The organism is Roseibium sp. R5 (assembly GCF_055755305.1).
Map to the genome: position 1 here is coordinate 4,622,537 of NZ_CM146910.1, position 16,428 is coordinate 4,638,964.

Here is a 16,428-nt window from a genome sequence, read left to right on the forward strand (position 1 = left end):
TTGGCGTACATGTGATGGAGAGCACTCTTTGCGCCAATTGCACCGAAAAGACGGCGCTGCGATGAAGATTTCGTAAGGTCGGCCAAAGGCTCCCCACAGCAGGAGACACAGGAGAGCGTGCTCCTTACTTACGTCTTGGCCGGTCCTCAGCAGAGAGAATTCTCACGCCTTATTCGGTCGATGTTCCGGATGGCGGCGTATAGGGCGTCCCGCCGCCGGGCACTTTTCTGGGTCCCTTCGGTGCATCTCCCTGACTCACACTCAAGGGCGCCACATCGTCATGCGACGGCCCATGCCCGCCACCGAGCCCAGGTAAAACACCACCCGGAATTGGCTCGTTCACGACCCTCTTTTGATCATCCTTCGGTTTCTTGCGATCCACCATGGCTTAGTCCTCCTCCAACTCGATCGCGACGACATTCGACATGTCCGGCAACAGAACTTCGCCAGCCGGAACTTGCTGAACTTGCGTGCCGGCTGAGGGGACGAAGGTCTTGCTTTCACCCACCGGCATAAACCAGACGGCTTGCTTCAAATAGAGTTGCTGTGTCTCCCCGCCCTGGTCATCGGCGTAATAATGCGGCCAGCCGGAGAGCGCCGTGCCGTCCTTGAAGCGCACCACAACCCAAACGCCGCGCCGCTGGTGAAACACTTCGTTCCACGGCTGGCGGCTGCTGATCCGCTTTGAGAAATTCAAGGTTTTGAGAATGCGGTGGCTGACGGAGTAGTTTTTCAAGAATCCGAACAGGATGCCGTAAGCAGCTGCAACGACCAGGGGCGTTGCCGAGATGTCGCCGAGATAGGCCGTAATCTTCTGCTGCGCGCCCGGCTTGGTTTCGGAAGCCAGATCGGGAAAGAAGCTCTGGCCGAACAACCCGATGGATGTGATCTGCGTTGCCAGCAAAAAGAAGATCACCCAGGACACCGACGGCAATGTGTCCTTCACCTTGAAATCCGACACCTGATTGTAGACGAAAAAGCCCAGAATGCCCGGAAGGATCAGGAGCAGAACGGAAAACGCCTCGAAACTGTCAATCATGCCGACCCCGCAACCCAGGGGAGATTTGAAACGACATTAACAATTTTAAGGATTTTTGGACACTGTAAATCGACGCTTCGCTTTTGAGTTTTGTGGATTAGACTTGTGCAGCCTCAATCGGAGAGACATCATGGCCAAGCTATCAGCGATCATCCTTTCGACGTTTCTTCTCACCTTTGGGGCTTCTGCAGACGAGCCAAAAGTGAGCGTTGCGAGCGTCCTGTCCGCGGTCAGCGGGTATCAAGACAGCAACTACTACAAGGCTGTGCTGGTGACGGGAGAAGAAGATGCAGATCTGTATCTCTTCAGCCGGGATGGCTGGGATTTCACTCTTGAAGCGTATGCCCCCGGGATTGCAGTGACCGGTATTGGGGGCACTGACGCGTCCTTATCCACGGCGGAAAATGGAGCGCTCCGGCTCCAATCCGAAAACATTGCCATTGGCCGCCACCGGTGGCAGCAGAGGCTCACCATTGTTCACCGCGACGGCCGGTTTGTGGTCGGCGGCTACACCTACTCCTTCTATGACACGCTGGCTGTTGACCCGAATGGCGATGTCTTGACCGGAGAGTGCGACGTCAATCTTCTGACCGGCAAGGGCTTCAAGGACGGCCAGCCAATCCGCACCAATTTCCGGTCAGTGCCGGTAAAAAAATGGCGCGCAGACATGGGGCCACCGGAGTGTGAATGGGAGTAAAAAAGCCCTTGACCCAGCAACAAAAAAGGCGGAGCAAAGCCCCGCCTTCTTCAACAAGCTCTACAAGCTTTATAATTACCGCGCCTACTTAACGTGTCAGCGGCTTGTACTTGATGCGGCGCGGGTCAGCGGCGTGGGCGCCAAGGCGGCGGACCTTGTCTTTTTCGTAGTCTTCGAAGTTGCCTTCAAACCACTCCACATGGCTGTCGCCTTCAAAGGCGAGCATGTGCGTTGCCAGACGGTCGAGGAACATCCGGTCGTGCGAGATCACGACGGCGCAGCCGGCGTAGTTTTCCAGCGCGTCTTCAAGAGCTGCCAGGGTCTCGGTGTCGAGATCGTTGGTCGGCTCATCGAGCAGGAGAACGTTGGCGCCCTGTTTCAGGACCTTCGCCAGATGCACGCGGTTGCGCTGACCACCGGAGAGATCGCCCACCTTTGCCTGCTGAGCCGGGCCCTTGAAGTTGAAGGACGAGCAGTAGGCGCGGGAGTTGATTTCCTTGTCATCCAGATAGATGACTTCCGCGCCACCGGAGATCTCTTCCCAAACGTTGTTGTCCGGGTTGAGCGCGTCCCGCGACTGGTCGACATACCCAAGCCGGACGCTGTCACCTGTGATCACTTCGCCACTGTCCGGCTTTTCCTGCCCCGTCAGCATCTTGAAGAGCGTTGATTTACCCGCACCGTTCGGACCGATGACACCAACAATGCCGCCGCGCGGCAGTTTGAAGGACAAATCATCGATCAAGAGGCGGTCTTCAAAACCCTTGGAGACGCCTTTGACCTCGATGACATTCGCGCCGAGGCGCTCGCCAACCGGGATCAGGATCTGTTCGATGGACGGCTGGCGCTGCTCTTGAGCAGACAACAGGTCATCAAACGCCTTGATACGCGCTTTCGACTTGGTCTGGCGGCCTTTCGGGCTCATGCCCATCCATTCGCGTTCGCGGGCGATGGCACGGTTGCGCGCCATGTCTTCGCGGCCTTCCTGCTCCATCCGCTTGGATTTCTTCTCCAGATAAACGGAGTAGTTGCCTTCGTACGGGATGCCCTGACCGCGGTCGAGCTCCAGGATCCAGCCGGTGACGTTGTCCAGGAAGTAGCGGTCGTGGGTGATGATCAGCACGGAGCCCTTGAATTCGCGCAGGTGGCGTTCCAGCCAATGCACTGTTTCCGCGTCCAGGTGGTTGGTCGGCTCATCAAGCAGCAGAAGATCCGGCTCGGAGAGCAGCAATTTGCAAAGCGCCACACGGCGGCGTTCCCCGCCGGACAGGTTGTTGACCGGGCTGTCGCCGGGCGGGCACCGCAACGCTTCCATGGCCATTTCTACCTGGCTTTCCAGGTTCCACAGATCCTGCGCGTCGATCTCATCCTGAAGCTGAGCACCTTCCTCGGCCGTCTCGTCCGAGTAGTTCATCATCAGCTCGTTGTAGCGGTCGAGCTTGGCCTGCTTGTGGGCAACGCCTTCCATGACGTTTTCCATAACCGTCTTCGTCTCGTCCAGCTGCGGTTCCTGCGGCAGGTACCCCACCTTGGCGCCCTCGGCCGCCCAGGCTTCCCCCTGGAAGTCCTTGTCCAGGCCGGCCATAATCTTCAAGAGCGTCGATTTACCAGCACCGTTCGGGCCCAGAATACCAATCTTGGCGTCCGGGTAGAAAGAAAGGTGAACGTTGTCGAGGACCTTCTTGCCCCCGGTGTAGGACTTGGACAGCCCGTGCATGTGATAGATGAACTGGCGCGCCATGGGGCTCGTCGTCTCCGCAGGTTGGAATGTCGGGATTCTTTTCTAAAATCTGGCGCCCTTTTACGCGAAAGGGCGCACTGGGGCAATGGGGGAGATGCTGGCAATGTGATGCCCGTCGTCGCGCAGTTTTCCGCTTGCTCTTATAGGAATCCGTCATTGCCGGGCGTGAGACGCCTGCGCCATGCTTGGTCGGACGGCAATCCATGCCGTGACCTTGCCGCAAAAGCACGGCTGATCCGGCAAAAACGAAACAGCTTGGATCCCGGCTCAAGGCCGGGATTATGGCGGTCGGACTGGCGGCCCCTTCGGCCAAACAATACCGGCTCTGGAAATGAGTGGATCCCCGCAGGACGCGGGGATGACTGCCGAGGGACATTGCAGGGCTGCCGGGACATAGGTTGCCGAGCCGCGACCGGTGCCCCGCTTCTAGGCGGTTTTGCGCTTTGGGGCGCAGGCGGGGAGTTTTTCGGGGACGGTCGGCGCGATGCCGAGGCTTTTGCGCAGCTCGCGTTCCTCGTCGATCACCTCTTGCGGGAACTGGCCCATGAAGCAGCAGCACACGCCCTGATCGATCATGGTGCGCGGGCCGTTCGGGTGGGCAATGTGCTTGTAGACACCGTGGCTGTGGCCATGCCCGTGATCATGTCCATGATGGTGGTGATGGGCATGGCCGTGACTGTGACCGTGGTGGTGATGCCCGTGATCATGGCTATGGTCATGCGCATGATCGTGATCGCTGGCACCGGCCTCGTCATCCATTGGATCTCTGTATTCGGCGTGGTGGTGATGGACCTCGACCTCGCCGCGCGCAAGACGATCCTTGAAGGACGCCATCAGGTCGGTGGTCTCAACGAGGGAGCCTTCGGCGGCTTCCGTGATCCGTTCCACGAAGGTGTCGATCACATGCGCCTGATCGGCTAGGTAATGCGCCTTGTAGAAGGTGACGTCCGGCTCGGTTTCCGCGACCTTGTCCAAATAGTTGTAGATCCGGTCGATCAGGCGGCCTGAGAACAGGAAATACGGCGCAACCACGATCTTCTTGTAGCCGAGCTTCAGGGCCATCTCGAGCCCGCGGCCGACTGACGGGAAGGTGACACCGGAATAGACGGTCTCCGACCAGCCAAAGCCCAGGTTTTCAGTGACGATCCGGGTCAGACGGGCCGCTTCCGCATTGGCCAGCGTGTCGGAGGTGCCGCGTCCGACAACCACCAGCATGGTGTCGTAGAGATCGCCATCATGGACATGATTGAGGCCCAGCGCTTCAAGGATCCGCGCTTCGAAGGCCGCGATCATCTGCGGATGCAGACCGAGTTCCCGGCCATAGCTGACGGTGAGGCCCGGGTTCTTTTCCTGATAGGTGGTGAGCACCGACGGGATGTCGTTCTTGGCGTGGGTCGCGGCAAACAGCATGCCCGGCACTGCCAGGATATGCGTGACGCCCTGATCGCGCAGGGAATCAAGGCCCATATGAATGTTCGGCGCGGAGTATTCCAGAAAGCCGTACTCCACCGGCATTTCCGGATACCGGTCCCGCAAGCCCTTGGCGAGGAGTGCGAATTCTTCTTCGGCAATTTTGGCGCGGCTGCCGTGCCCGCAAATCATGATGCCCGTCTTTGACATATGCGGCCTCTCCTTGTTGCGCTGTAGATAGCGCCTAAACCCGGCCGGGTGAATGCAGAAAATGGTTTGGCGGCAATTTGCCCAAAGCTGTGTCGAAATGCCGAAGTTTTCCAGTCAAAAAACGAAGACCAAGGGGCGGCGTCCGGCCTAAACCGGCCTCGACGGCGCAGAAGAATTCTTCTAACAAGAACCGCTCAATGCCCCTGCCCTACTCCGGATTCCATCATGACCAAGCCCGACATCCTGATGCCTTACCGCCTGCTGCCGATCGCAGAAGAAGAGCTTCAAAAGCGCTTTACCGTGCACAAGCTCCATGAAGCGGAGGACCGGGAGAAGGTTCTGGCCAAGGTCGGTCCGAAAGTGCGCGGCGTTGCGCTTGGCTTCGGGCCGTTCAATCAGCAGCTTTTGGAGCATCTGCCCAACCTTGAAATCGTTGCAGGCTTTGGCGTTGGCTATGATCACATCGATGTGCCTGCGTGCCTTGCGGCCAAGGTCATGGTCACGCACACACCGGATGTCTTGAATGAAGAGGTCGCGGATACCGCCATCGGCCTGATGATCATGGCGATCCGCGAACTCGGCCAGGCCGAACAGTGGGTGCGCGACGGACATTGGGCGGCGAAAAAGCCGTATCCGACCACCGCAGCGACCTTGCGCGGCCGCACGCTCGGTATCTTCGGGCTCGGGCGGATCGGCAAGGCGATCGCAAAACGGGCCGAAGTCTTCGGTCTGGACGTCCATTATCACGGGCGCAGAAAACAGGACGGTGTCGCTTATCCGTATCACGCGACTCTGACAGGCCTTGCAGAGGCCTGCGACACGCTGATGGTGGTCGCGCCGGGTGGCCCTTCGACCCATCACGCGGTCAATGCCGAAGTGCTGAACGCCCTTGGTTCGGACGGGGTCGTGATCAATGTCGGCCGCGGGTCGGTGATTGACGAGGCGGCCCTGATAAAAGCGCTGGAAGACGGCACGATTTACGGCGCCGGGCTTGATGTGTTTGAAGACGAGCCGAACGTGCCGGAAGCCTTGCTGGCGCTGCCGAAAGTCACCGTGTTGCCGCATGTGGGCTCGGCCAGTCAGGCCACCCGCAATGCAATGGCGATGCTGGTTGCCGACAATATTAAAAGCTGGTTCGAAACCGGTGCGGCCATCACACCGGTTCCGGAAATGGGCAAGTAGTCGGTAATCAGCCGATCACTTCACCGATCAGCAATTGCGGCCGGGTGTTCGTGTAGTTCGGGATGTCCGCCGTTACCGGCCCTGCCGCTGCGAGGGCAGCTTCCAGTTGGCCTTTGGTCTCGAATACCATGGTCGCGACCGCATAGAACTCTGGCGGTGCATCCGGTCCGCCAGCCATGCCTTTTGTGGCCTGAACCTGGCTGGCATGCGGCCCCATATGCTCGGCCACAAGCGTCATGTGCTTTTCCGCGTAATACCCGAAATCAAAGGTCGTATCCGGGCGGACCGGATAAAGAACCTGCAGTGAAAATGCCATAAAAACCTCCCTGGCCGCCGTGCCGTTCAGACCTATCATTGGCAGTGACACCTGCCAAACTTGGGAGTGTTCAGAAAGGCAACGAACAATCCGCGAGCAAGCCTACCGGCCGCACCGGCAGCGGACAATCCCAAATACTGACAAAAATACGGATCAAACAAAGCAATTCAACAAAGTGTTTCGATCGTATTTGTACATATATGTGAGTATTTTATCCGAATATTCACTTGTTCAAATATAGCCTTTGCAGAAGTCGGAACATGGATCACTCGTTTGTTTCAAACATGCTGACCCATGTGACAGAACGCCCGCTATATCTTTCTGGCGGCGGCCTTCGGGCGACGGGTGCAACGGTGGGGCAATCGAACATATGAGAGTGCTGTTCCTTCTTTTGGCTTTTGCCGGCGCTCTGGTGTTTTCAACCGTTACGGAAGCCGCGCCTCCGGGCAAAGGCCATCTCGGCGCGCAGACAACCAGCACCGAAATTATTGCAGCCGTCCCGGCCAATTGGCCGCCGCAATACAGCCTGGACGAGGATGGCAATCCAGCCGGATTTGCAATCGACGTTTTGAACCATCTTGCCAAAGAACTGAATCTGACAGTTCGATACAAGGTTGCTCCAAACTTCATAGAAGCCATCCGACTGCTCGAAGCGGGCGAAGCCGATCTCATCCCGAACAGTGGCATTGTGTCCGAGCGCAAGTCCAACAACCTGTTCACCCCTCCCGTCGAAACCTTCCGGATCGTGGCCTTTATCCGGGAGGGGGATGTTGTTCCAACCCTGATCAGTGCATTGCACCAGAAGAAGGTTGGCGTGGTGGAGCGGAATGTTGGATTGTTTCTTCTGCGCGACCGCAGAGACGTAGAGCTTGAGATCTACCCGACCGGTGAGAAAGCTCTCTTGGGCCTTCTCTCCGGCGCTGTGGATGCCGTTGTCTACCCCGACACAGTGTTTCAAGCCCTTGCGCGGAACATCGGCGTCGAAGACCAAATCCGCATCACCGGCACGGCGTTGAAAGAGATACCACGCGGGCTGCGCTTTCGAAACGACCGCTCTGATCTGCATGTCTTGTTCAGTGCTGCAGTCGCATCCTTTGTGAATTCGCCTGATTACAAAAAAATCTACAAACGATGGTACGGCGCGCCTGATCCCTTTTGGACAACGAGGCGGGTATTCGGCGGAATGCTGGCCATATTGGTGATACTGACCGTTGCTTTCCTTGTGTGGCGCTATTTCACCTTGAGCAGTTTCAACAATCGGCTCCGCCTTTCAAAACTCCAGCTCATCAATCTGAACGAAACTCTTGAAACCAGGGTCCGCAACCGGACGCGCGAACTGACAGAAGAAGTCGAAGAGCGCAAACGCAGCCAACGGGACCTAGAGACGTTCTTCAACCAGTCACAGTCCCTCAATCTGATTGTGGGTTTTGATGGCAAAATACTGCGTAGCAACGCTGTCTGGGAACTGTTGCTCGGTGTTAAGTGCGAAGATCTCCACAAACAGCCGTTTATCGGCTTCGTGCATCCCGATGATCGCGAAATCACCAAAGAGACTTTTTCAGACTTGAAAGCGGGCGAGAACATCGACGGATTTGAAAATCGCTACCTGTGTACATGTGGTGAGCCGAAGCATCTGCGGTGGTCCGCCAGGGCCGATGCTGACCGGCAACTGATCTATGCCGTTGCGCAGAACATCACCGAGCAAAAGAAGGCCGAGAATGCCCTGAAGCTGGCGGCGAACGTCTTCACGCACTCAGATGAAGGTATCATCATCACCGACGTTAATGGCGCGATTGTCGACTTCAACCAGGCCTTTACTGACATTACCGGCTATGAACGGGACGAAATCCTGGGCAACAATCCGAGCATTCTCAGTTCTGGCAAGCATGACGCGGACTTCTATCAGACGATGTGGTCCAAGCTCCGGAAAGACGGTGTTTGGCAGGGCGAGATCTGGAACAAACGGAAAGACGGCGACGTCTTTGCAGAACGCCTGACCATCAGCGCAATTGAAGATGAAAGCGGCAACACCACCAATTACATCGGCCTGTTCGTCGACATTACGAAAATGAAGGCCCACGAACGCCAGTTGGAACATCTGGCGCGCTATGATCGCTTGACCGGCCTCCCAAACCGCGTCCTTCTGGCAGACACTATGCAACAGGCCATGGCGCGTGCGCGCCGGCATGGCCATACCCTTGCAATCGCCTTTATTGATCTCGACGGCTTCAAGGCCGTGAACGACACCTATGGCCACGCTGCCGGCGACGAATTGCTGGTCTCGGTCGCCCACCGTCTCACCAAAGTGCTGCGGACGGAGGATACGCTGGCGCGCATCGGGGGCGATGAATTTGTTGCCATCATCACCGATCTTCCGGATGAGAAGAGCTGCGTCAGCACGCTGAACCGGATCCTTGATGCTGCGTCCAAGGAGTTCAAGCTCGGCGCGGCAACAGCATCCGTCTCCGCCAGCATCGGCGTCACCTTCTACCCTCAAACGGAAGAGATTGACGGCGACCAGTTGGAGCGGCAAGCCGATCAGGCAATGTATGAGGCGAAGATCTCCGGCAGGAACCAATACAAGTTCTTCGATCCGGAACAGGACCGCAGGCTCACCGAGTATTATGCTCAGGTGGCGGATGCCAAAAAGGCCCTAAAAACAGACGCTTTCCGCCTGCACTATCAACCAAAAATCCGGCTCGCCACGAAAGAAGTCATTGGCTACGAAGCGCTGATACGCTGGCAACATCCCGAAAAGGGTCTTTTGATGCCAGGCGCGTTCCTGCCGCCAATCGAACGGCACCCTGATGTGGCCATCGAACTTGGCAACTGGGTGTTGGACAATGCCCTTGAACAGATTGAGCGGTGGAATGAAGTTGGCCTCGACACGACCGTCAGTGTCAATGTGAGCGCCCTCCAGCTTACCTCGAGCGATTTCGAAGAAACACTGAACAAACACCTTCAGAAGCATCCGGCTGTCGAACCGTGTCAGCTCGAAATCGAACTTCTGGAAACTGATGCCCTCAGTGACATTGAGCGTGTTTCGAAGATCATCCGGAATTGCCGCCTATCGTCAGTCCGCTTTGCGCTGGACGATTTTGGGACCGGCTACTCTTCACTCGCCTACCTGAAACAGTTGCCAATTGATACCTTGAAGATCGACCAGGGCTTTGTGCATGACAGCCTGAACAATGCCCAGGACCAGGAATTGCTCAAACTCATTATTTCCCTAGGCCGGGTGTACAACATCGACGTTTTGGCAGAGGGCGTCGAGACGCCTGCACATGCAGAATTATTGCACACCTACGGCTGCCGGTATGCACAAGGGTACGCTTTTGCCCGTCCAATGCCCGCAGACGACGTTTTGGATTGGCACAGCAACTGGATCGAGCACCGGTTGACCCAGTCAGCCATGCCGCGGGCGCTCACCGGCAGTTAATCGGATTCAGGTGCGCAATGCCGCCTTCTGGCCGATCACCATTTCGCGCTTACCGGCGTAACCTTTGACCTTTTCAATCTCGAAACCCGCTGCTTGCAGGTTCCGGCGCACCCATCCCGCAGACGTGTAGGTCGCGAGTGTCCCATCTGAGGCAGTGAGGTTTGCCGCAGCCCCAAGAAGCGTTCCGTCCCAAAGCTCCGGGTTTTTTGCCGGACTGAACCCATCCAAAAACCAGGCATCGACTTGCATGGCATCGAATCCCGCTTGTTCGAGCGTTTTGGGCACGTTTTGAAGCTCCGCGATCAACACGCGGGCATCACCTACGCCGAGCACCAACCTCGCTCGCCCCAGCTGCAGGATGTTCCAGCCTGGCTGCGGAGACCAAATCGCCGTCAGTTTTTCTGGCCAATCGATCAATTCGGGGAACGCGGCCAACGCCCTGCGGAGCTGCTCGCTGGTCATGGGATGAAGTTCAAACGAGATGAACGTCAGCTCCGGTGGATTTGCGACCCTTTCCAACGCTTGGACCGCCGCAAGGAAGTTGAGACCGGTGCCAAAACCGAACTCGGCAATGGTGAAGCTCTCGCGCCCCTCAAAACGCTTAGGCAGGCCGTTGCCGGACAAGAACACATGCCGGGTCTCGTCAAGGCCGCCGGCTTTTGAGAAATAGGTATCCGCAAACCCCTCGGCGCGCGGCACGTCCCCGTCCAGCCACTCAAGGTCCGGCGGGCCAAACGCCGCAGCGGTTTTTCTTTGCTCTTCGTCCGTCACGCCACTAAACCAAGCCTCTAATTGTCAGCTCCTCATACGGGAGCCGAGAGAGCCGATCAAGCGCGGGGACCAACGTGGCAAGCACTTCTGAGCGATATGACCTGGCAATTGCCGGTGCCGGTATTTTCGGCCTGTCGATAGCCTATGCAGGGCTCAGGGCTGGTCTGAAAGTTGCCGTCGTTGAAACCCGTCATGTTGGCGCGGGGGCCAGCGGCGGACTGCTTGGCGCATTGATGCCGCACATGCCAGCCCGCTGGAACCCGAAGAAAGAGTTCCAGTTTCAAGCGCTCTCAAGCCTTTCCGGCCATATCACAGAACTGGAACAGGTCTCTGGCGTCACCTGCGGCTACAAGCGCCTGGGCCGGATCTTGCCGCTGACAACACAGGACAAACTGGACCACCATCTGGAGCGCGCCGAGGAGAGCAAGCAGCGCTGGCATCCGGCGGACACCGGTTTTTCCTATGTTGTTGAACCGCAGGGCAGCCGTTCGGATTGGCTGAGCGCGGACGCAGCCCCTCACGGTATCGTCTTTGAAACGCTGGCAGCCCGTGTTGCTCCACGGCTTTACTTAAAAGCATTGGCAAGTTTCGTGGCAAAACAGGGCCTCTTGTTGGAAGAAACACGTGTCTCCGGGTTCGATGAGGCAAAGGATACGGTCCATCTGAGCGATGGGCAGACGATCAATGCTACGAATTTCGTCATTGCGGGAGGGCATGGTGCTTTTGATCTCATCGAAACCCTCACAGGCGAGGCAATCGGCCGGGGGGAAAAAGGACAGGCCCTCTTGATGGACGGCCGCGGCCTCGAAAACCGGCCAGCCATCTATTGCGACGGGCTCTATGTGGTTCCGCATGACGATGGCACCGTCGCAATTGGCAGCACGTCAGACCGGACTGCGCAGGATACCGAGGTCGACGCGGACCGCTCGGCAGATCTGATCCGGCGAGCCACCGCCTTCTGTCCCTCTTTGAACGGGCGCGAGGTGCTGACCGAATGGGCCGGCATCCGGCCACGATGCAACAAGCGCGACCCGTTGGTCGGCGCCCTGCCCGGCCGGGAGCGGACCTTTGCGGCCACAGGTGGCTTCAAGATTTCCTACGGAATTGCGCATTTGATCGCCGAAGCGCTTGTTGCCGAGATTTCCGGGGGCTCGCCGCGCATCCCGTTGCCGGAGACATTCCGCCCGGATCATCATTTTGGGTTGAACCGGCTGGATGCGGACCTGACTGTCCGCCGATAAAAAAGCTCGGAAAATCGGGATTACACTGGCGACACGCGTTACGGCAGACCGTTGTCTGTCCAAAAATAATTCGCGATGCCGCCGTCCGGCGCTGCGGTTAGAAAAAAATCGAGGCTGCACTGTAAAGAACGGCACCAGAGAGGGCGATCGAGCCCCAAAAAAGACCGTTCTTGACAATAAGAAAGACTACGCCGTCCGGCACGCTGGCAGGATTAGGCCCGCGTGCGGCGCCTGGACCTTGTCGGCGGCTACGCTCTTCAGTTGCAGCAGGCATGGCTTTTGCCATTTGCTTATCCTATTTGTTCAGAGTCATCCGGCACTTAATAGCCACGGGATAACAACCACCAGTCACGATAACCTTCTTCCCACAGGACGCTGTCCAAATTATGGAAACATAGTGAACGTATTGTTTACAATCTCCACAAGATTGGAAGCTTTACACACAGACAATGTAGGACTGATGTCAACATTGGAAAGTTTTGATCTTCGTTTGTATTTTCGCATCTTCTTGAGAAAGGCTTCGCATGTCGCTTGAATCTGTCCGTGCCCATTTGGCTGAGGCCGCCCCGGATCTTGAGGTTTTGGTCACGGAGGACAGCAGTGCGACAGTTGATCTGGCGGCAGCTGCGCATGGCGTAGAGCCGGGTCAGATCGCAAAAACGCTCTCGTTCAGGGTCAAGGATGAGGTGTTCTTGCTGGTTGCCCGCGGCGATGCGCGGCTGGACAACAAAAAGGCCAAGGCGGCCTTTGGCGGCAAAGCAAAGATGCTGAGCGCCGAGGAAGTGGTCGAGATCACCAGCCATCCAGTCGGCGGCGTCTGCCCGTTCGGCCTGCCCTCACCGCTGAAGGTTTACTGCGATGTCTCGCTGAAAGCGTTTGACGTTGTCATTCCGGCCGCAGGCGCGACCAATGCAGCTGTCCGCATTGCGCCGGACCGGATGGCCGAGATCACGAGCGCTGAGTGGGTGGACGTGTGTCAGGCACCCGTGGCTATCGGCTAATTTCAATTAAGATGCAGGTCCCGGCTTGATGGTCGTCGGCAGTTTTTAAATGAATTGCAGGTCCCGGCTCGAAGGCCGGGACTGCGGAGTTATTTACTGTGGGGAGGTCGGTCCCGGATCAAATCCGGGACGGTATTAAATAAAGCGCTGTGTTTCTCCGCGCCGCCCCGGATCTGATCCGGGGTCCGTCGTGATTGACAGAGCAGTGAGTAAGGCCGCTCTAAATTCCGTCACCATCCATGCCGAGAACACTCAGGAACCCGCGCGTCCTCAAATACGCAACAATCTCATCCGCCACCTCTTCCGCCGGACGACCGACGTTATTGATGCGGATTTCCGGGTTTTCCGGAGCCTCATAAGGGCTGTCGATGCCGGTGAAGTTCTTGATCTCGCCACGTTCCGCCTTGGCATATAGCCCCTTCGGATCGCGCTTCTTGCACTCCTCGATCGGCGTGTCGACAAACACCTCGATGAACTCGCCCTCGCCCATCAGGTCCCGTGCCATCCGCCGCTCGGAACGGAACGGCGATATGAAGGAGACCAGCGTGATCAGCCCGGCGTCGGCCATGAGCTTGGCAACCTCGCCCACCCGGCGGATGTTCTCCACCCGGTCGGCATCGGTAAAGCCGAGATCCCGGTTGAGCCCGTGGCGCACGTTGTCGCCGTCAAGCGTGTAGGTGTGCCGGCCTTCCGCGTGCAGGCGCTTTTCAACCAGTGAGGCTATGGTTGACTTGCCGGAGCCCGAGAGCCCAGTGAACCACAACACCGCCGGTTGCTGACCCATCTTGTCGGCCCGCGCCTTGCGGTCGACATCGAGTGCCTGCCAATGAATGTTGGTTGCTCGGCGCAGCGCAAACCACACCATGCCCGCCCCAACCGTCTGGTTGGTCATCCGGTCGATCAGGATGAACGACCCGGTTGTCCGGTTGGCCTCATAGGGGTCAAAGGCAACGTCAGAGGAAAGGCTCAAGTTGCAGAAAGCGATCTCATTCAGATCCAGCGTCTTGCCGGCCACATGCTCGAACGTGTTGACGTTGATTTTGTGCTTGATCTCCGTGACCGTCGCGTTGACCGTCTTCGCGCCAATCTTCAGGAGATACGAGCGGCCGGGCAGCAACGCATCTTCCGACATCCAGATGAGGTGCGCGGCCATCTGGTCCGCGACATCCGGACGGGCAGACGGCGCGCTGAGAAGATCGCCGCGCGAGATGTCGATCTCATCCTGAAGGGTCAGTGTGACGGCTTCGCCCGCGCGGGCTTCTTCCACCTCGCCGGTCGGCGCGATGATCTGCTTGATGGTGCTGGTTTTGGCAGGGCCTGCCACAACGATCTCATCCCCGACAGCCACTCGGCCGCTGGCGATCGTTCCCGAATACCCCCGGAAGTCGAGGTTCGGCCGGTTCACCCATTGCACGGGGAAGCGGAACGGAGCTTCCAGCTCATGCTCGCCCACCTCGATCGTTTCCAGATGCTCCAGGAGCGTTGGACCGGTAAACCAGTCCATGTTCCCGCCCTTGGCGGTAACATTGTCACCAAAGCGGGCGGACATCGGGATCGCCACCAGGCTTTCAAAGTCAAAGCCGCTGGCGAAGGTCTCAAAGTCCTTCCGGATTTCGTCAAAACGCTCTTCGGAATAATCAACGAGATCGATCTTGTTCACCGCCAGCACCACGTGGCGGATGCCGAGCAGTGAGGCAATGAAGGCATGGCGGCGGGTCTGCACCTGCAGGCCATGGCGGGCATCCACCAGCAGAACGGCCAGATCGGCGGTTGAGGCGCCGGTTGCCATGTTGCGGGTGTATTGCTCGTGGCCCGGTGTGTCGGCGACGATAAACTTGCGCTTGTCGGTAGCAAAGAAGCGGTAAGCGACATCAATCGTGATGCCCTGCTCGCGTTCGGCTTCCAGCCCGTCGACCAGGAGCGCCAGATCAATGTCTTCGCCGACCGTGCCGTGTTTCTTCGAGTCCCGCTCAAGGGCTGCCAGCTGATCCTCGAATATCAGCTTGGTGTCATAAAGCAGGCGGCCGATCAGGGTCGACTTGCCGTCATCCACCGAGCCGCAGGTTAGGAACCGCAGCTGGTCCTTTTGCTCCTGGGCAGCCACATAGGCGGCAACAGCTTCGGAACTGGTCAGGGTGTCTTCAAGAACGCTCATCAGAAATACCCCTCACGCTTTTTCTTTTCCATCGAGGCGCTTTCGTCCTTGTCGATCAGGCGGCCCTGGCGCTCGGACGTGCGGGCAATCAGCATTTCCTTGACGATGTCCGGCAAGGTCGTGGCATCCGATTCAATCGCGCCTGTCAGCGGGTAACAGCCGAGCGTGCGGAAGCGGATCATCTTTTCCTGGACAACCTCGCCGGGCTGCAAGGTCATCCGCTCATCGTCGACCATGATCAGCATGCCGTCGCGTTCAACGACGGGGCGCTTGGCGGCCAGGTAGAGCGGCACCATCGGGATGTTTTCCGTCAGGATGTATTGCCAGATGTCGAGCTCGGTCCAATTGGAGAGCGGAAAGGCGCGAATGCTCTCGCCCTTGGCAACCCGGGCATTGTACAAGTTCCACAGCTCGGGCCGCTGGTTCTTCGGGTCCCAGCCGTGGCTGGAATTACGGAAGGAGAACACCCGTTCCTTGGCACGGGACTTTTCCTCATCGCGCCGCGCGCCGCCAAAAGCCGCGTCAAACCCATATTTGTCGAGCGCCTGTTTGAGCGCCTCGGTCTTCATGATATGGGTGTGCACCGACGAGCCGTGATCGAACGGGTTGATGCCCTTCTCCACGCCTTCCTGGTTTGTATGCACCAAGAGTTCCAGACCGAGCTGCTTAGCCGTCTCGTCCCGGAATGTGATCATGTCGCGGAACTTCCAGGTGGTGTCCACGTGAAGCAGCGGAAACGGCGGTTTCGACGGATAAAACGCCTTCATCGCCAAGTGCAGCATGACGCCACTGTCCTTGCCGATGGAATAGAGCATCACCGGATTGGAAAACTCAGCTGCCACCTCACGGATGATGTGGATGCTCTCAGCCTCAAGCCGACGCAAATTGCTCAGGCGTTCTGGCGTCAGGTCTGCCGACATTATGTTCATAACCGTTGTTTTCCCAAAACCGGTTTACCGTGACTCTGTCTGATGGCTCAGTCCAGACGATTTTCCGGAAATGCCATTAAACTGCCGACACGCGAAATGGAGTGGATCAATCCTCCATTTCGGACGTGTTCGACCTTGCAAGCCATGTCAGGCAACTTATTGAAATTTTTCAATTCATGCCCGTTTGTGATGCGTTAGAGATAGAGAATGGGCGGTAATCAATTCAAGGAATGGCATTCCACGATTCCGGCCAATAATAAAATCTGTCTCTTTTTTCAGCGGTGGGGCTCCAGGGGA

14 protein-coding genes are annotated in these 16,428 nt (G+C 57.7%); 5 read left to right on the forward strand and 9 right to left on the reverse strand.

The window, feature by feature from the left end; all coding sequences use genetic code 11:
* Positions 1–169: 169 nt before the first annotated feature.
* Complete coding sequence (locus AC0J4F_RS21530; protein ID WP_133951070.1) at positions 170–385, reverse strand: hypothetical protein; 216 nt, start codon at positions 383–385, stop codon at positions 170–172.
* Between the two features lie 3 nt (positions 386–388).
* Positions 389–1,039, reverse strand: coding sequence for a DUF6338 family protein (locus tag AC0J4F_RS21535; RefSeq protein ID WP_473024642.1), 651 nt, complete (start codon positions 1,037–1,039; stop codon positions 389–391).
* A 130-nt stretch (positions 1,040–1,169) separates the two neighbouring features.
* On the opposite strand from AC0J4F_RS21535, the gene AC0J4F_RS21540 reads away from it, so the two are divergent.
* Entirely contained in the window at positions 1,170–1,736 is a 567-nt protein-coding gene (locus tag AC0J4F_RS21540) for a hypothetical protein (RefSeq protein WP_473024643.1), read from the forward strand.
* Positions 1,737–1,824: 88 nt separating this feature from the next.
* Here the strand turns inward: AC0J4F_RS21540 and ettA are convergent, their stop codons facing one another.
* Both ettA and AC0J4F_RS21550 read right to left on the reverse strand, forming a co-directional pair.
* Positions 1,825–3,477, reverse strand: a complete 1,653-nt coding sequence (gene ettA / locus AC0J4F_RS21545) for an energy-dependent translational throttle protein EttA (RefSeq protein WP_133951076.1) — start codon at positions 3,475–3,477, stop codon at positions 1,825–1,827.
* Between the two features lie 426 nt (positions 3,478–3,903).
* Positions 3,904–5,097 carry a sirohydrochlorin chelatase gene (locus AC0J4F_RS21550; RefSeq protein ID WP_473024644.1) on the reverse strand — a complete coding sequence of 398 codons (1,194 nt, stop codon included), beginning with the start codon at positions 5,095–5,097 and terminating at the stop codon, positions 3,904–3,906.
* 225 nt (positions 5,098–5,322) lie between these two features.
* Between AC0J4F_RS21550 and AC0J4F_RS21555 the strand changes: the two genes are divergently transcribed.
* Complete coding sequence (locus AC0J4F_RS21555; RefSeq protein WP_473024645.1) at positions 5,323–6,279, forward strand: 2-hydroxyacid dehydrogenase; 957 nt, start codon at positions 5,323–5,325, stop codon at positions 6,277–6,279.
* A 7-nt stretch (positions 6,280–6,286) separates the two neighbouring features.
* Here the strand turns inward: AC0J4F_RS21555 and AC0J4F_RS21560 are convergent, their stop codons facing one another.
* Positions 6,287–6,595 (reverse strand): EthD family reductase, encoded by a 309-nt coding sequence (locus tag AC0J4F_RS21560; protein ID WP_473024646.1) that lies wholly within the window; start codon positions 6,593–6,595, stop codon positions 6,287–6,289.
* Between the two features lie 370 nt (positions 6,596–6,965).
* Here AC0J4F_RS21560 and AC0J4F_RS21565 point away from each other — a divergent pair, with 370 nt between their 5' ends.
* The gene (locus AC0J4F_RS21565) at positions 6,966–10,034 is read left to right on the forward strand and encodes an EAL domain-containing protein (protein WP_473024647.1); all 3,069 of its coding nucleotides are present in this window, start codon (positions 6,966–6,968) and stop codon (positions 10,032–10,034) included.
* Positions 10,035–10,040: 6 nt separating this feature from the next.
* Here AC0J4F_RS21565 and mnmC2 read toward each other — a convergent pair whose 3' ends face one another.
* Positions 10,041–10,805: a tRNA (5-methylaminomethyl-2-thiouridine)(34)-methyltransferase MnmC2 gene (mnmC2, locus tag AC0J4F_RS21570; protein ID WP_133951086.1), complete on the reverse strand. Its 765-nt coding sequence runs from the start codon at positions 10,803–10,805 to the stop codon at positions 10,041–10,043.
* A 74-nt stretch (positions 10,806–10,879) separates the two neighbouring features.
* On the opposite strand from mnmC2, the gene AC0J4F_RS21575 reads away from it, so the two are divergent.
* Entirely contained in the window at positions 10,880–12,046 is a 1,167-nt protein-coding gene (locus AC0J4F_RS21575; protein ID WP_133951088.1) for an FAD-dependent oxidoreductase, read from the forward strand.
* 97 nt (positions 12,047–12,143) lie between these two features.
* On the opposite strand, the gene AC0J4F_RS21580 is transcribed toward AC0J4F_RS21575, so the two are convergent.
* The gene (locus AC0J4F_RS21580) at positions 12,144–12,332 is read right to left on the reverse strand and encodes a hypothetical protein (RefSeq protein WP_133951090.1); all 189 of its coding nucleotides are present in this window, start codon (positions 12,330–12,332) and stop codon (positions 12,144–12,146) included.
* A 238-nt stretch (positions 12,333–12,570) separates the two neighbouring features.
* On the opposite strand from AC0J4F_RS21580, the gene AC0J4F_RS21585 reads away from it, so the two are divergent.
* Entirely contained in the window at positions 12,571–13,047 is a 477-nt protein-coding gene (locus AC0J4F_RS21585; RefSeq protein WP_473024649.1) for a YbaK/EbsC family protein, read from the forward strand.
* Between the two features lie 220 nt (positions 13,048–13,267).
* Here AC0J4F_RS21585 and cysN read toward each other — a convergent pair whose 3' ends face one another.
* Both cysN and cysD read right to left on the reverse strand, forming a co-directional pair.
* Entirely contained in the window at positions 13,268–15,202 is a 1,935-nt protein-coding gene (cysN, locus tag AC0J4F_RS21590; protein ID WP_473024650.1) for a sulfate adenylyltransferase subunit CysN, read from the reverse strand.
* The gene (gene cysD, locus AC0J4F_RS21595; protein ID WP_209177807.1) at positions 15,202–16,122 is read right to left on the reverse strand and encodes a sulfate adenylyltransferase subunit CysD; all 921 of its coding nucleotides are present in this window, start codon (positions 16,120–16,122) and stop codon (positions 15,202–15,204) included. The genes cysN and cysD overlap by 1 nt, the downstream gene beginning before the upstream one ends.
* Positions 16,123–16,428 lie beyond the last annotated feature (306 nt).

Coding starts and splice junctions, on each gene's coding strand:
- AC0J4F_RS21555 (WP_473024645.1), top strand. CDS start 5,323: ATGACCAAGCCCGACATCCTGATGCCTTACCGCCTGCTGCCGATCGCA.
- AC0J4F_RS21580 (WP_133951090.1), bottom strand. CDS start 12,332: ATGGCAAAAGCCATGCCTGCTGCAACTGAAGAGCGTAGCCGCCGACAA.
- AC0J4F_RS21535 (WP_473024642.1), bottom strand. CDS start 1,039: ATGATTGACAGTTTCGAGGCGTTTTCCGTTCTGCTCCTGATCCTTCCG.
- AC0J4F_RS21565 (WP_473024647.1), top strand. CDS start 6,966: ATGAGAGTGCTGTTCCTTCTTTTGGCTTTTGCCGGCGCTCTGGTGTTT.
- cysD (WP_209177807.1), bottom strand. CDS start 16,122: ATGTCGGCAGACCTGACGCCAGAACGCCTGAGCAATTTGCGTCGGCTT.
- AC0J4F_RS21540 (WP_473024643.1), top strand. CDS start 1,170: ATGGCCAAGCTATCAGCGATCATCCTTTCGACGTTTCTTCTCACCTTT.
- AC0J4F_RS21585 (WP_473024649.1), top strand. CDS start 12,571: ATGTCGCTTGAATCTGTCCGTGCCCATTTGGCTGAGGCCGCCCCGGAT.
- ettA (WP_133951076.1), bottom strand. CDS start 3,477: ATGGCGCGCCAGTTCATCTATCACATGCACGGGCTGTCCAAGTCCTAC.
- cysN (WP_473024650.1), bottom strand. CDS start 15,202: ATGAGCGTTCTTGAAGACACCCTGACCAGTTCCGAAGCTGTTGCCGCC.
- AC0J4F_RS21530 (WP_133951070.1), bottom strand. CDS start 385: ATGGTGGATCGCAAGAAACCGAAGGATGATCAAAAGAGGGTCGTGAAC.
- AC0J4F_RS21560 (WP_473024646.1), bottom strand. CDS start 6,595: ATGGCATTTTCACTGCAGGTTCTTTATCCGGTCCGCCCGGATACGACC.
- AC0J4F_RS21550 (WP_473024644.1), bottom strand. CDS start 5,097: ATGTCAAAGACGGGCATCATGATTTGCGGGCACGGCAGCCGCGCCAAA.